13 protein-coding genes are annotated in these 14729 nt (G+C 68.8%); 5 read left to right on the forward strand and 8 right to left on the reverse strand.

Annotated elements, in window-relative coordinates:
• Positions 1-169 precede the first annotated feature (169 nt).
• Positions 170-1033 (forward strand): TerD family protein, encoded by an 864-nt coding sequence (locus ACFV8T_RS32190; RefSeq protein WP_385334478.1) that lies wholly within the window; start codon positions 170-172, stop codon positions 1031-1033.
• 104 nt (positions 1034-1137) lie between these two features.
• Here ACFV8T_RS32190 and ACFV8T_RS32195 read toward each other — a convergent pair whose 3' ends face one another.
• The 6 genes from ACFV8T_RS32195 to ACFV8T_RS32220 form a co-directional block, all read right to left on the reverse strand.
• Positions 1138-1872, reverse strand: a complete 735-nt coding sequence (locus ACFV8T_RS32195) for a Tellurium resistance (RefSeq protein WP_266419652.1) — start codon at positions 1870-1872, stop codon at positions 1138-1140.
• Positions 1873-2044: 172 nt separating this feature from the next.
• Positions 2045-3187 (reverse strand): DUF475 domain-containing protein, encoded by a 1143-nt coding sequence (locus ACFV8T_RS32200; protein ID WP_385334480.1) that lies wholly within the window; start codon positions 3185-3187, stop codon positions 2045-2047.
• Positions 3188-3257: 70 nt separating this feature from the next.
• Entirely contained in the window at positions 3258-3833 is a 576-nt protein-coding gene (locus tag ACFV8T_RS32205) for a TerD family protein (RefSeq protein WP_266733268.1), read from the reverse strand.
• 171 nt (positions 3834-4004) lie between these two features.
• Positions 4005-4580 (reverse strand): TerD family protein, encoded by a 576-nt coding sequence (locus ACFV8T_RS32210; RefSeq protein ID WP_037696943.1) that lies wholly within the window; start codon positions 4578-4580, stop codon positions 4005-4007.
• Between the two features lie 146 nt (positions 4581-4726).
• On the reverse strand, positions 4727-5185 hold the full coding sequence (locus ACFV8T_RS32215) for a peroxiredoxin (protein ID WP_266419646.1): 459 nt from the start codon (positions 5183-5185) through the stop codon (positions 4727-4729).
• Positions 5186-5436: 251 nt separating this feature from the next.
• Positions 5437-5874: a DUF3052 domain-containing protein gene (locus ACFV8T_RS32220; RefSeq protein WP_114244351.1), complete on the reverse strand. Its 438-nt coding sequence runs from the start codon at positions 5872-5874 to the stop codon at positions 5437-5439.
• A 471-nt stretch (positions 5875-6345) separates the two neighbouring features.
• On the opposite strand from ACFV8T_RS32220, the gene aceE reads away from it, so the two are divergent.
• Positions 6346-9087: a pyruvate dehydrogenase (acetyl-transferring), homodimeric type gene (gene aceE / locus ACFV8T_RS32225; RefSeq protein WP_385334483.1), complete on the forward strand. Its 2742-nt coding sequence runs from the start codon at positions 6346-6348 to the stop codon at positions 9085-9087.
• Between the two features lie 91 nt (positions 9088-9178).
• On the opposite strand, the gene ACFV8T_RS32230 is transcribed toward aceE, so the two are convergent.
• Complete coding sequence (locus tag ACFV8T_RS32230) at positions 9179-9556, reverse strand: peptidase inhibitor family I36 protein (RefSeq protein ID WP_385334485.1); 378 nt, start codon at positions 9554-9556, stop codon at positions 9179-9181.
• Between the two features lie 189 nt (positions 9557-9745).
• Positions 9746-11356, reverse strand: a complete 1611-nt coding sequence (locus ACFV8T_RS32235) for an MFS transporter (RefSeq protein WP_385334487.1) — start codon at positions 11354-11356, stop codon at positions 9746-9748.
• A 117-nt stretch (positions 11357-11473) separates the two neighbouring features.
• Here ACFV8T_RS32235 and ACFV8T_RS32240 point away from each other — a divergent pair, with 117 nt between their 5' ends.
• From ACFV8T_RS32240 to ACFV8T_RS32250, 3 genes are all read left to right on the forward strand, one after another.
• Entirely contained in the window at positions 11474-12139 is a 666-nt protein-coding gene (locus ACFV8T_RS32240; RefSeq protein ID WP_385334489.1) for a TetR family transcriptional regulator, read from the forward strand.
• 228 nt (positions 12140-12367) lie between these two features.
• Positions 12368-13579, forward strand: a complete 1212-nt coding sequence (locus tag ACFV8T_RS32245) for an alpha/beta hydrolase (protein WP_385334491.1) — start codon at positions 12368-12370, stop codon at positions 13577-13579.
• A gap of 84 nt (positions 13580-13663) precedes the next feature.
• Positions 13664-14632 carry a DUF4429 domain-containing protein gene (locus tag ACFV8T_RS32250; RefSeq protein WP_385334493.1) on the forward strand — a complete coding sequence of 323 codons (969 nt, stop codon included), beginning with the start codon at positions 13664-13666 and terminating at the stop codon, positions 14630-14632.
• The last annotated feature ends 97 nt before the right edge of the window (positions 14633-14729 follow it).

Below are 14729 nucleotides of genomic sequence, written 5' to 3' on the forward strand. Positions count from 1 at the left end.
GTACGTATGGACGGGTGTCAACAGTTCCCCACGTGCATGAATTCCGGGTAACTCGTCCATTTCCCGACGGGTGGGGGCGCCGCGGACCGTGTGCTTCCGGTATGCCGCCCGGACACAGGTACGACCCCCGCGTTGTCCGCGTGGGCAGCCAGCAGGCAGGATGACGGGCATGACGCACGCGATGGTGAAGGGCTCGAACGTCCCTCTGGACGCCATGGCCGTACGGGCCGTGCTGCGCTGGACCCCGGGCGCCGGAGTTCCGGATGTGGACGCCTCGGCGCTGCTGCTCGGAGCCGGTGGCCGCGTGCGCTCGGACGAGGACTTCGTCTTCTACAACCAGCCCCGCCACCCCTCCGGCCTGGTACGACGGCTGCCGAAGCGCAGTGTCCCCGAGGGCCTCACGGACACCATCGAGGCCGATCTGGGCGGGCTGGACGCCTCGGTCGAGCAGGTGGTCGTCGCCGCGTCCTCCGACGGAGCCGCATTCGCTCAGGTGCACGATCTGCGCATCCTGCTGTACGACGCGGCGTCGGCCGACGGCGATCCGCTCGCGGTCTTCGATGTGCGGCCGGAGACCGGTGAGGAGACGGCGATCATCTGCGGCGAGCTCTACCGGCGCGGCGATGGCTGGAAATTCCGAGCCGTGGGGCAGGGCTATCCGACCGGGCTGGTCGGTCTGGCGACCGCCTTCGGCATCTCGGTCGACGAGACCGCGGCCGAACCGGAGCCGGCCCCGTCGCACGCGGCGGCTCCCGTGCCGGTGACGGCGCCCGGGTTCCCGCCCGCGCCCGACTTCCCGCCGGCCGCGGCACCCGGCCCCGACGCGCAGGCCACGGTCCAGCACCAGCAGCCCGCGTACGGCTACCCGCAGCCCGCGGCGGCCCAGCACGCTCCCCAGCCCGCGTACGGGTACCCACAGCCCGCCGCCGCTCAGCCGGCCTACGGATATCCGCAGCCCGCCGCGGCTGCGGCACCCGCCCCGGACCCGAATTTCGTGCTGCCGCCACAGGGGCCGCAGTTCGTACGGTCCTGAGGGACGGGACCGGGAAACGTTCCGAAGCACCCCCGGGCCCCGGTGAGAGCCAGGACCGATCCGAAGTCCCCGGGCCCCGGTGAGACCGGGTCCCCGGGTGTCGTTCAGGTCCGGGACTTGTAGCCGCGCCCCCACTGCATGCCGAAGCCGTACAGCCGGTCCAGCTCCGACTGGAATCCGTACACGAACTTCACCTCGCGCCGCACGATCAGCTCGTCCTTGATGTTCTCCACCGTGAACACGGCACAGGAACGGGCCTCCGGGGCATGCTCGTCGAGTTCGATCTCGATCCGCGGGCCGTTGCCCGGGTAGAGCGTCACCTTGGCGTGCGTACGGTCGAAGGCCGGCGTCTGGTCGTAGATGTAGACGAAGAACAGCAGCCGTTTGATCTGGTCGCGCTGGTCGAGATTGACGTAGACGGTCTCACCCGAAGGCGCGCCGAAGCGGTCGTCCCCGCTGAGCCGGATGTACGGCGGCCCGTTCAGGTCGCCGATGAGGTTGCCCAGCGGCTGGACGACTCCCTTGGTGCCGTCCTTCAGCTCGTACATGCAGCCCAGGTCCAGGTCGACGTTGACCATGCCCTGGGTGTGGGCCTGGACCACCTCGGGCTTGAAGAGATTCATCGGCCGCAGCAGCCGGCCGCTCTGCCGCGACCGGCCCATGATGTCCGACGTACGCATCTGCCAGGAGAGGTTGACCCGCAGATTGCCGGTCAGCGCACCCTGCTTGGTGAGCGAGACCGTGGCGTGCCGCCTGGAGAGCACGATGGAGCTCGTCGCCGCGCTGCCCGACTCGAACTGTGCCTCCCGCCGCGGCCACAGGTTGTCCCAGAACGCCATCCCCAACCCCCACACGTGTAGAAAAAGTGCCCCGGCCCCCGCGGGCCGCCCCGTGCCTCGCCGGGGACGCCCACATCGCTGCGGGGCGGCCGCGGGGCCGGGTCCGGATGTCTCCGGAGAACCGTTGCCTCACGGACCGCCCCGCTGAGAGCGTTCCTCAATCCCTACCGGGTCACACCCCGGACGGGACTTCCGCCTTGGAACCGGCGTCGTCGCCGCCTTCGGCTTCCAGCGCCTTGTTGCGCCGGACCGAGGACCAGAAGGACCAGGCGATCAGCACGACACCGACGAGACCGGTGATGAGCTCGTTGATCTGGTACTGGATGGTGATGAGCAGGATCACGGCCAGCGCGCCGATGGCGTAGTGGGCGCCGTGCTCCAGGTAGACGTAGTCGTCGAGCGTGCCCTGGCGGACCAGGTAGACCGTGAGCGAACGGACGTACATGGCGCCGATACCGAGGCCGAGGGCCATCAGCACGATGTTGTTGGTGATGGCGAAGGCACCGATGACACCGTCGAACGAGAAGGACGCGTCGAGCACTTCCAGGTAGAGGAACATGAAGAACGCGGCCTTGCCGGAGAGCACGATCGCGGAGACCTTCTTGCCGCTCTTCCTGGCCTCCTCCTCGACCTCGTGCTCGTGCTCTTCCTCCTCCTCCAGCTTGTTCTCGAAGAAGCCGGAGAGGCCGCCGACGATGAGGTACGTGATCAGACCGGCGACACCGGCGAGCAGGACCGTCTCCGCCTTGTCCGCGTGACCGCCACCGTGCTGGTGCGCGCTGGTCGCGAAGGTCATGGCCGAGATCAGCAGCACGATCAGCGCGATGCAGACCGACAGCATGTCGACCTTGCCGAGCTTGGCGAGCGGACGCTCGATCCAGCGCAGCCACTGGATGTCACGGTCCTCGAAAATGAAGTCGAGGAAGATCATCAGCAGGAACATGCCACCGAAGGCGGCAATCGCCGGGTGGGCGTCCGTGACCAGTTCCTGGTAGCGGTCGGGCTGGCTGAACGAAAGGTCGACCGCTTCGATCGGGCCCAGCTTGGCGGTGATGGCCACGATCACGACGGGGAACACCAGCCGCATACCGAAGACCGCGATGAGCACACCGACCGTGAGGAAGATCTTCTGCCAGAAGGCATTCATCTTCTTCAGGATTCCGGCGTTGACCACCGCATTGTCGAAGGACAGCGAGATCTCCAGGACGGAAAGAATCGCGACGACCCCGAAGGCTTCCCACCCCCCGTAGATCACAGCTGCGACCAGGCCGAGCGCGGTAACCGCGAACGACCAGCCGAAGGTTTTCAGAAGCACTGGCTACCCCATCGTGTAAGTAACGGGTCTCCCCCGAGGTGTACGGGGCTCCCCCGCGCCGTGCGCGGTTTTACGAAACGTTGACCCCGAAGTCTAGAGCGATGCCGCGCAGCCCGGACGCGTACCCCTGTCCCACTGCACGGAACTTCCACTCGCCGTTGTACCGATAGAGCTCGCCGAAGATCATTGCGGTTTCCGTCGAGGCGTCCTCGCTGAGGTCGTAACGCGCGAGTTCCTGACCGTCCGCCTGGTTGACCACGCGGATGAATGCATTGCTGACCTGACCGAAGGTCTGACCCCTGTTGTCGGCCTCATGGATGGAGACCGGAAAAACGATCTTGTCGCAGTGCGCCGGCACCTGGGTGAGGTTCACGATGACCGATTCGTCGTCGCCCTCGCCCTCGCCCGTGAGGTTGTCGCCGGTGTGCTCCACGGAGCCGTCGGGGCTCGTGAGGTTGTTGTAGAACACGAACCACTCGTCGCCGAGCACCCGGCCCGACTGGCACAGCAGCGCGCTGGCGTCGAGGTCGAAGTCGGCGCCCGTGGTGGATCGTGCGTCCCAGCCGAGACCGACCAGCACCTGGGTGAGGTTGGGTGCGGCCTTGGAGAGGGAGACATTGCCTCCCTTGGCGAGCGTGACGCCCATGGTGTGTGTCCTCCCCGAGTCGATGAACCGTCCGCTGGGCCCGTTGGGCCGTGCAGCCCCCCGAGCCGTCTGTCGAGCGCGTCCGGCGCCGCACAAGGGTGCGGCGCCGGACGAGGTGCATGGTGGCGTGAACCGGGCCGCGCCTCAGCGGCCCGGCCCGGTCGCGCCTTCTCAGACGTTGACGCCGAAGTCCTGCGCGATGCCGCGCAGACCCGAGGCATACCCCTGACCGATGGCACGGAACTTCCACTCCGCCCCGTTGCGGTACAGCTCGCCGAAGACCATGGCGGTCTCCGTCGAGGCGTCCTCGCTCAGGTCGTAGCGGGCCAGCTCGCTGTTGTCGGCCTGGTTGACCACGCGGATGTACGCGTTGCGCACCTGGCCGAAGCTCTGCTGCCGGGTCTCGGCCTCGTAGATCGAGACCGGGAAGACGATCTTGTCGACATCGGCCGGGACGCCGGCCAGGTTCACCTTGATGACCTCGTCGTCGCCCTCGCCCTCACCGGTGAGGTTGTCACCGGTGTGCTCGACGGAGCCGTCGGGGCTCTTCAGGTTGTTGAAGAAGACGAAGTTTCCGTCGCTGCCGACCTTGCCCTCGGCATTCGTCAGCAGGGCGCTGGCGTCGAGGTCGAAGTCACCACCGGTGGTGGTCCGAGCGTCCCAGCCGAGACCGACGACGACCGCGGTCAGGTTGGGCGCGGCCTTGGTCAGCGAGACGTTGCCGCCCTTGCTGAGGCTGACTCCCACGAGTCCTCCCATTGGTTTCCTTGGGGGCCGGCTGGCGCCGGCGCCTCCACGTTGCGTTGGCATCCGATCAACGACTGGATCCTAGTGACCGGTTCCCGGCGAAGCAGGCTTTTCGCCGGGTCGCCGGCAGATCAGCCGGTGCCGGTTCAGAGCGCGCCGAGCGCCTTGATGTAGTCGTTGAGGTCACGTGCGTCGGGCAGACCGTTGACGACGGTCCAGCGCACCACGCCCTCCTTGTCGATGATGAAGGTGCCGCGCACCGCGCAGCCCTTCTCCTCGTCGAAGACGCCGTAGGCCCGCGAGGTCTCGCCGTGCGGCCAGAAGTCCGAGACCAGCGGGTACTCCAGGCCCTCCTGCTCGGCGAAGACGCGCAGGGTGTGGATGGAGTCGTTGGAGACGGCGAGCAGCTGGGTGTCGTCGTTCTCGAACTTCGGCAGCTCGTCGCGGAGCGCGCAGAGCTCACCCGTGCAGACGCCCGTGAAGGCGAACGGGTAGAACAGCAGCACGACGTTCTTCTCGCCGCGGAAGTCGGAGAGCTTCACGGTCCGGCCGTGGTTGTCCTTCAGCTCGAAATCCGGGGCCTTGGTGCCGACCTCGATCGCCATGAAAAGCGTCCCTTCGCTACGTTCACCGGGCTGGGCCGTCCGGGTGGCTCCCACCCTACGCAGAGCCCGCAGCGGGCCACGCAGCGCCCGCACGGGCGCAGCCCGGCGCTCCCCGGCGCTCCCCGGCCGCCCGGCCGCCCGGCGGCTGCGCGAAGGCCCTCGACGGCGGTGGGCACGCGACGGCAGTACGAAGGCCCCCGGCGGCTCGGTGCCGTCGGGGGCCTTCAGGGCGAATGCGTGTCGAGGGTGGTTCAGCGCTTGGCTTTGGCCGCCTTCGGCGTGACCAGACGGCTGCCCGTCCAGTCCTTGCCCGCGTTGATGCTCTTGGTCTGGGAGAGACCGGCCGTCTGAGCGGCCTCGTTGATGTCGCTCGGTTCGACGTACCCATCACGGCCGGTCTTCGGCGTCATCAGCCAGACCGCGCCGCCGTCCTCGATCAGACCAATGGCATCCACCAGCGCGTCCGTAAGGTCGCCGTCCTCGTCGCGGAACCACAGCAGGACGACGTCTGCGACGTCGTCGTAGTCCTCATCGACGAGATCCTGGCCGGTAGTGGCCTCAATGCCCTCACGGAGCTCCTGCTCGACGTCGTCGTCGTAGCCGATCTCCTGGACCACCTGTCCGGGCTCGAACCCCAGGCGTGCTGCCGGGTTGGTCCGCTCCTCCGCGTGGTCCGCGGTCGCGCTCACGGGTTGCCTCCTGATCATGTTTCGGAAAATGCTTCAGCCACGCGCGTGCGCGGGGCGTTGGCCGTAGTCCACACGGGAGCGGCGGATCGCGCAAGTACCCAGCGTGCGAGACCGCCTAAACGGTGACGTTCCCTGCCACGTCGCCGCACTGTCGGCAGGCCCCCTGCGGGGGCCCGGCGCTTCCGTCCACACCCTTTACGTCCTTCCACAGCTTATGCCGTTTCGGTCCGCCATTCGGAGTCGAACATCCTTTGGGAACGCTTGGACGGGTTGGGCGTATGGTTGCGGTTTGGCCCGGACCATCCCCGCGCACCGGACGCGATGTCTCACAACACGGCGGTTACCCCTCGGTAGAGATGACGTTTGCGCCCTCGCGGTACACGATGGTGATGGCGTACTTGCATACATCCCGGGGGCATGTTCTCCCTCGATCAGGCCCCGTAGAGCACCACCGAACAGCGAAGGAACAGCGTGGCTTCCGGATCCGATCGCAACCCGATCATCATTGGCGGCCTGCCGAGCCAGGTCCCGGACTTCGATCCCGAAGAGACCCAGGAATGGCTCGACTCGCTCGACGCCGCGGTCGACGAGCGAGGTCGTGAGCGGGCCCGTTATCTGATGCTCCGGCTCATCGAGCGCGCGCGCGAGAAGCGTGTCGCCGTGCCGGAGATGCGCAGTACGGACTACGTGAACACGATCGCCACCAAGGACGAGCCGTTCTTCCCCGGCGACGAGGAGATCGAGCGCAAGGTCCTCAACGCGACCCGCTGGAACGCGGCCGTGATGGTGTCGCGCGCCCAGCGTCCGGGCATCGGTGTCGGCGGCCACATCGCCACCTTCGCCTCCTCGGCCTCGCTGTACGACGTGGGCTTCAACCACTTCTTCCGCGGCAAGGACGACGGTCTGGGCGGCGACCAGATCTTCTTCCAGGGGCACGCGTCCCCGGGCATCTACGCCCGCGCCTACCTGCTCGACCGGCTGAGCGAGGCGCAGCTCGACGCCTTCCGCCAGGAGAAGTCGAAGGCGCCCAACGGCCTGTCCAGCTACCCGCACCCGCGGCTGATGCCGGACTTCTGGGAGTTCCCGACCGTCTCGATGGGCCTCGGCCCGCTCGGCGCGATCTACCAGGCCCGGATGAACCGCTACATGGAGGCGCGCGGCATCGCCGACACCTCCAAGTCCCATGTCTGGGCGTACCTGGGCGACGGCGAGATGGACGAGCCCGAGTCGCTCGGCCAGCTCTCCATCGCCGCCCGTGAGGGCCTGGACAACCTCACCTTCGTGGTCAACTGCAACCTCCAGCGGCTCGACGGCCCGGTGCGCGGCAACGGCAAGATCATCCAGGAGCTGGAGTCGCAGTTCCGCGGCGCCGGATGGAACGTCATCAAGCTGGTCTGGGACCGCTCCTGGGACCCGCTGCTCGCGCAGGACCGCACGGGCATCCTGGTCAACAAGCTGAACACCACGCCGGACGGCCAGTTCCAGACGTACGCCACCGAGTCGGGCGCGTACATCCGTGACCACTTCTTCGGGGACGACCCGCGGCTGCGCGACATGGTCAAGGACATGACCGACGACCAGATCCTGCACCTGGGCCGCGGCGGTCACGACCACAAGAAGGTCTACGCGGCCTACGCGGCGGCCAAGGCCCACAAGGGCCAGCCGACGGTGATCCTGGCGCAGACGGTCAAGGGCTGGACCCTGGGGCCGAACTTCGAGGGCCGCAACGCGACCCACCAGATGAAGAAGCTCACGGTCGAGGACCTCAAGCGGTTCCGTGACCGGCTGCACATCCCGATCACGGACAAGCAGCTGGACGAGGGCTACCCGCCCTATTACCACCCGGGCCGCGACTCGGAGGAGATCCAGTACATGCACGACCGCCGCAAGGGTCTGGGCGGTTACGTCCCGACCCGTGTGGTGCGTGCGAAGCCGCTGCCCCTCCCCGAGGACAAGACGTACGCGACCGCGAAGAAGGGTTCCGGTCAGCAGTCGATCGCCACCACCATGGCGTTCGTCCGCATCCTGAAGGACCTCATGCGGGACAAGGAGATCGGCAAGCGTTTCGTGCTGATCGCGCCCGACGAGTACCGCACCTTCGGTATGGACGCCTTCTTCCCGAGCGCGAAGATCTACAACCCGCTGGGCCAGCAGTACGAGGCGGTGGACCGCGATCTGCTGCTCGCGTACAAGGAGTCGCCGACCGGTCAGATGCTGCACGACGGCATCTCGGAGGCCGGCTGCACGGCGTCCCTGATCGCCGCCGGTTCGGCGTACGCCACGCACGGCGAGCCGCTGATCCCGGTGTACGTCTTCTACTCGATGTTCGGTTTCCAGCGCACCGGTGACCAGTTCTGGCAGATGGCCGACCAGCTCGCGCGCGGCTTCGTGCTGGGTGCGACCGCCGGCCGTACGACGCTGACCGGTGAGGGTCTCCAGCACGCGGACGGCCACTCGCAGCTGCTCGCCTCGACCAACCCGGGCTGTGTCGCGTACGACCCGGCGTTCGGCTACGAGATCGCGCACATCGTCAAGGACGGTCTGCGCCGGATGTACGGCGGGACGCCCGAGGAGAACGAGGACGTCTTCTACTACCTCACGGTCTACAACGAGCCGATCCAGCACCCGGCCGAGCCCGAGAACGTGGACGTCGAGGGCATCCTCAAGGGTGTCTACCGCTTCAAGGCCGCCGAGCGGGGCGAGATCCCGGCCCAGATCATGGCGTCCGGTGTGGCGGTCCCGTGGGCGGTCGAGGCGCAGCGGATCCTCGCCGACGAGTGGAACGTCCGGGCGGACGTCTGGTCGGCGACCTCCTGGAACGAGCTGCGCCGCGAGGCCGTGGACGTGGAGCGGTACAACCTGCTGCACCCGGAGGAGGAGCAGCGCGTCCCGTACGTGACGCGGAAGCTCTCCGGCTCCGAGGGTCCGTTCGTGGCGGTCTCGGACTGGATGCGTTCGGTGCCGGACCAGATCGCGCGCTGGGTTCCCGGTGCGTACCAGTCGCTGGGTGCGGACGGCTTCGGCTTCGCCGACACCCGTGGCGCGGCCCGCCGGTTCTTCCACATCGACGCGCAGTCGATCGTCCTCGCGGTGCTCACCGAGCTCGCGAAGGAGAACCGGATCGACCGTTCGCTGCTGAAGCAGGCCATCGACCGGTACGAGCTGCTGGATGTCACGGCGGCCGACCCGGGCGCGGCCGGCGGCGACGCGTAGGCACCGGGCACGACGGAGTACGCATGAAGGGCGGCGGGACCGAACGGTCCCGCCGCCCTTCGGCGTCCGCGGCCGGCTCGCCGTCCTGCGGTCAGTTCTCCCAGATCTTGAAGGCCCTGACCTGGTACGGAGAACGGGGCACCCAGGTGCCGCCGCCCGGGTAGGTCTCGAACTCACCGGTCTCGGCGCATTCCGCCGACTGGTACGTGGTGACGGGGCGGCCGGTGCGGTTGGCGAGCGCCTGGACCCTGCTGCCCTTCGGCAGCGGGACACAGCTCTCGATGTCGGTCGTGGACAGCTCATGGGTGCGGCGGGTGCCGGTGAAGTCCGGCTGGTCCCAGAGGCAGAGCTGACCGGCGGCGCAGGACCCGAGCCCGACGGGCGCGGAGTGGGCCGCGGTCTGCGGGATCAGCGCGGTGGCGGCCAGGGAAGCGGCGGCCAGGGTGGTGGCAAGAACGGTCGTACGCATGGAAGTCGTCCCCCGTGGTGGTGCGAATCAGTTGCATGCACCCTGACCTGCGGAGCAAGGCCCGGGGAAGAGGCCGCGGGCTACACCACCCTGATAGGCGACAGCCCCGCCGGAAGGGTCCGGCGGGGCTGTCGTACGCACTGTGTTGACGCGTGGGCGCGGGGCCCGGGGCGTCGTCGCGGCGACCGGTCAGATGTGACCGGCGCCCGCGCCCGCCTCGGCGTTCGCACCGCGCTTGGTGAGCGTGGCGACCAGCGCGGCGACCACCGCGACGATGCCGGCGACCATGAACGCCGTGCTCATCCCTGACACGAAGGTGTCATGGGCGACGCCCGCGATCTTCCCCGCGATCTCCGGCGGGACGTTCCCGTCGACCGGCGGGATGCCGACCTCGACGGCCGAGGACGCCTGGTCCAGCTGCTGCGGGCTGAGCGGCGGGAGCTCCGCCGCCTTCCAGTTGTCGGCCAGCTTGGAGTCGACCTGGGACGCCATGACGGCGCCGAGCACCGCCGTACCGAGGCTGCCGCCGACCTGCATGGCGGCCTGCTGCAGACCACCCGCGACGCCGGAGAGCTCCATGGGGGCGTTGCCGACGATGACCTCGGTGGCGCCGACCATCACCGGGGCGAGGCCGAGGCCGAGCAGACCGAACCAGATCGACATGGTCAGGGTGCCGGTGCCGATGTCCAGCTGGGACATGCCGAACATGGCGACCGCCGTGCACACCATGCCGCCGACCAGCGGAACCCGCGGGCCGAACTTGGTGATCATGGCGCCGGCGAGCGGCGAGGCGACGATCATCATGCCGGTCAGCGGCAGCAGGTGCAGACCGCTGTCGACGGGGCTCAGACCGTGCACGTTCTGGAGGTAGAAGGTGACGAAGAACAGCCCGCCCATGAACGCGAAGGCCATCAGCACCATCAGGACCGCGCCCGCGGACAGCGGCACGGAGCGGAACATCGCGAGCGGGATCAGCGGTTCCCTGACGTTCTTCTGGGAGAGGGCGAAGACCACGAACAGGGCCACGGCGGCGCCCAGGAAGCCGAGCGTCTTGTAGTCGCCCCAGCCCCACTCGGAGCCCTTGATGAGCGCCCAGATCAGGCAGAACATCGCCTGCGACAGCAGCACGATGCCGCCGATGTCGAAGGAGCGCGGCGCGTTCTCGGCGCGGTGGTCCTTGAGGATCACCAGGCCCAGCACCAGCGCGATCACACCGACCGGCACATTGATGAAGAAGACGGACTGCCAGCTGACGTGCTCGACGAGCACACCGCCGAGGATCGGACCACCCGCGGTCGAGGCGCCGATCACCATGCCCCAGATGCCGATCGCCATGTTCAGCTTCTCGGCCGGGAAGGTGGCGCGCAGCAGGCCGAGCGCGGCGGGCATCAGCAGGGCGCCGAAGAGGCCCTGGAGCACCCGGAACACGATCACCAGGGCGACGCTGTCGGACAGGCCGATCGCCCCGGATGCCGCGGCGAAGCCCACGACGCCTATCAGGAAGGTCTGGCGGTGACCGAACCGGTCACCGAGTTTGCCCGCGGTGATCAGGGAGACCGCGAGGGCGAGCATGTAGCCGTTGGTGATCCACTGGACGTCTGCGAGCGAGGCGTGCAGGTCCTGCTGGATGGCGGGGTTGGCGATGGCGACGATCGTGCCGTCGAGCGCGACCATCATCACGCCGATGGCCACGGAGAAGAGCGTCAGCCAGGGGTGGCCGCGCAGCCCCTTGGCAGGTGCGGGAGCGGCGGTTTCCTGCGGCTCCCGCGACGCCTTGTCGACGGTGGTCTGACTAGTCATACTCGTGAGATTAGTGTCAGCCTCTGACAGTTGACAAACCATTTCACAAGTCGGTAACTGTCATGTAGCTCACAGGTACGCTGAGCTGGACAAAGCAGGAGAAAGAAGGCCAGTTAAGTGACCGATGGGCAGCGGGCCGTGCATCCGACCGGACTGCGCGAACGGAAGAAGCGACGCACCCGGGACGCCCTGCTGCACGCCGCCCTCGATCTTTTCACCACCCAGGGGTACGACGAGACGACCGTCGACGAGATCGTCGACGCGGTCGAGGTCTCCCAGCGCACCTTCTTCCGCTACTTCGCCTCCAAGGAGGAGGCCGCCTTCGCCATCCAGGAGATGGTCGAGTCGCGCTTCCTCTCGGAGCTGCGCCGGCGTCCCGCCGCGGAGGCCCCGTTCGAGGCGATGCGCAGCGCGGCCCTCTGCGCCTGGAACAGCATCGGCGAGGCGATCGAGGAGATCGTCACGGTCGAACTCCACATGCGTACGTACCGGATGATCGAATCGACGCCCTCGCTGCTCGCCGCCCATCTGCGACGGTGCAGCGATCTGGAGAACCAGGTCGCGCTGCTGATCGCCGCGCGCGAGGGGCTCGACGTGGACGAGGACCCGCGGCCGAGGGTCGCCGTGGCCGCGTTCAGCGGAGTGATGCGGGTGAGCGGTCAGCTCTGGGGGCGGGGCCGGGACGCCGATGTGGATTCGCTGTGCGCCCTGACCGAGGCGTACCTGGACCAGCTCGGACCGGCGCTGGCCGGCAACTGGCGGGCGGACGCCGATTCGGCGTGACGACAACCCCTGTCCGATGTGCCGTATGCCTCACTGCCGCGGCATGACCGACCTCACAACAGCCGCGCCCCGGCGGCCACATGTGACGTCCCGGAGGCGTTCCGCGCGCCTGAGCGTGCGGGTGACAACCACACAGCGTGAAAAGCATGCACTCGAATTCCCCGCAGCCGAGTGATGTGCGTCACCCTCTTCACGGCTGCCGTCGCGCGTCTCCTAATGTGGGCTGGAGTGACTTCCTTCGACTCCTCCCCCACGCTCACCGCTTGGCGCGCACTGCTCGCCGTCGCGGTCGTGTTCGTGATGCTGGCGACCACTGGCTGGACCGCCGTACGTCATCAACACTCCGACGAGCCACGCACCGTCGCACTCGCCGCCTGGGCGCGGGGCCGGGTAGCGGGTCATGCGCTGCCGGACGCCGACGCGCCGCCGTACCGGCTGGCCCATTTCTTCGCCGCGCTCACGGCCGCGCAGCGCGCCGGACTGGCCGACAAGTACCCCTTGGTCGTGGGCAATTTGAACGGCGCCCCGGTCACCCTGCGCTACCGCGCCAATCGGCTGGCCGTGGTGCAGGCGCGGCAGGTCGAGCGGCGGCGCATGCACGATGTGCGGCTCTCCCCCGACGGCCGCGCCGAGGCGGTCCGCCGGATGAACCGCTTCGACTCGATGCTCGACCGCGGTCGCCACTTCCTCGCCTTCGACCCGTCCGGGAAGGGCCGCGCCGCGGAGGTGTTCGGCAGTCTCGACCGGGCCGACCGGATCTCCGTGATCGTCCCCGGCGTCGACACCAATCTGCTGACGCTGGAGCGGCCCGCGCCCAAGGTGAACGCCGCCCCGGTCGGCATGGCGAAGTCGCTGTACGCGGCGGAGCGCGCCGCCCGCCCCGGCACCCGTACCGCCGTCATCGCCTGGGCCGACTACACCACGCCCGCCGGTATCGGCATGGACGCGGCCCTGGGCAACCTCGCCGAGCGCGGGGCGGTGCGGCTGAACGCGCTGGTGGGCGCGCTGCCCGGGGACGCCCCGGTCTCGCTGTTCTGCCACAGCTACGGCTCGGTGCTGTGCGGGGTCGCCGCACATGAACTGCCCTCCAGGGTCGGCGACATCGCGGTGGCCGGCAGCCCCGGCATGCGGGTGGAGAACGCCGCGCAGTTGCACACCGGAGCCAGGGTGTGGGCGATGCGGGACCGCGACGACTGGATCGAGGACGTACCGAACCTGGAGCTCGGCGGCCTGGGCCACGGGGCCGACCCGGTCGACCCGGGCTTCGGCGCGCGCATCGTCTCGGCGGGCGACGCGGTCGGACACAGCGGCTATTTCGAGCCGGGTACCGAGAGCCTCGGCAACTTCGCCGCCATCGGCGTGGGCGCCTACGAATCGGTGAGCTGCGCGGTCTCCGACAGCGGCTGCCACGAACGAATCACCGGAAGCCAGGGCATCTGACGGGCGCAGGGGCCGTGCGGACCATCGACCGCAGCCTGCTCCGAGGGGGGACGTACGAGGCAAGTGCCGCATACGATGAGGCACATGGGTGATGTGCTGGCCGGAATTCATGCCACCTGGGAGTTCGACACCGACTCCGTGCTCATCCGCTTCGAACGGGGAATCCGCACGCCGAAGCTCTTCCAGAGCCTTCGTGAACGACGCGTCCCGCACGCGGCGCTGTCGTCGGTGACGCTGACCCCGGGCAAGCGGGGCACGGTGGTCCTGCGTGCCGTGCCGAGACGGGGTGCCGACCCGTTGGTCGAGGCCGCGGCGGGCCAGCTGAAGGACGGCTGCGATCCGTACCGGCTGGTGCTCCCCGCCGAGCGCGAGACGCTGGCCGAGTACTACGCGGACGAACTGCGCGCCCGGCTGGGCCCCGACGCTGCGGAGCCCGCCGAACGGTTCCTGGTCGCGGCGCCCGAGGCGCCGATGCAGTTCAAGGCGTACGACGGCCGGGCCGGCTTCGACGGGCACCGGGTCTCCTTCCGCTGGTTCTGGACGGGCGCCTCCACGGCGAAGTGGAAGGCCGGCGACCAGACGTTTCCGGTGACGGAACTGAGCGGTGTCGAGTGGCGCTCGCCGGAGGCGTTCGAGGGGTATCTGCGACTGGTGCCCAGGGGCCTGGAGAGCGCGGTCCCGGGACCGGACACGGGCGCGGACCCCACCCGGAGCAGCGGTGCGGGCATGGTCGCGGATCCGGGCGCGGTGCAGTGCCCGCAGCCGGTGGCGCCCCGCCCCACCCGGGCCGATCAGGACCCGGCCGCGGTGGTCTTCGGTCTCGGCTACGGCCCGGTGCACGAGTCGCTGCCGTTCGCCGCGGCCGTACTGGAATCGGTGCGCAGGAACCATTGCGCCGCCGCCGTGCCCGCGGCCGTCCTGGCGGGCCCGGGACGGCGCGACCCCGCGGACATCGCGGAGCGGATCCGGCACCTCGGTGAGCTGCACCGGGCCGGTCTGGTGACGGACGACGAGTTCAGCGCCAAGAAGGCCCAACTGCTCGCCGAGTTGTAGGGCCTCGTGGCCTGTCGGTCCGATCGGCCCGTAGTACCCCCGTACGAGAGGGACGGGCGGCGAACCGGAACCCGGGTATGACGCCACCGGGCCGGTC

Origin of the sequence: Streptomyces sp. NPDC059832, assembly GCF_042731715.1 — a bacterium.
GTDB lineage: Bacteria > Actinomycetota > Actinomycetes > Streptomycetales > Streptomycetaceae > Streptomyces.

Excerpts from the sequence above, each read along its gene's own strand:
- ACFV8T_RS32190 (WP_385334478.1), top strand. The coding sequence starts at position 170 with ATGACGCACGCGATGGTGAAGGGCTCGAACGTCCCTCTGGACGCCATG.
- ACFV8T_RS32195 (WP_266419652.1), bottom strand. The coding sequence starts at position 1,872 with ATGGCGTTCTGGGACAACCTGTGGCCGCGGCGGGAGGCACAGTTCGAG.
- ACFV8T_RS32205 (WP_266733268.1), bottom strand. The coding sequence starts at position 3,833 with ATGGGCGTCACGCTCGCCAAGGGAGGCAATGTCTCCCTCTCCAAGGCC.
- ACFV8T_RS32215 (WP_266419646.1), bottom strand. The coding sequence starts at position 5,185 with ATGGCGATCGAGGTCGGCACCAAGGCCCCGGATTTCGAGCTGAAGGAC.
- ACFV8T_RS32230 (WP_385334485.1), bottom strand. The coding sequence starts at position 9,556 with ATGCGTACGACCGTTCTTGCCACCACCCTGGCCGCCGCTTCCCTGGCC.
- ACFV8T_RS32235 (WP_385334487.1), bottom strand. The coding sequence starts at position 11,356 with ATGACTAGTCAGACCACCGTCGACAAGGCGTCGCGGGAGCCGCAGGAA.
- ACFV8T_RS32250 (WP_385334493.1), top strand. The coding sequence starts at position 13,664 with ATGGGTGATGTGCTGGCCGGAATTCATGCCACCTGGGAGTTCGACACC.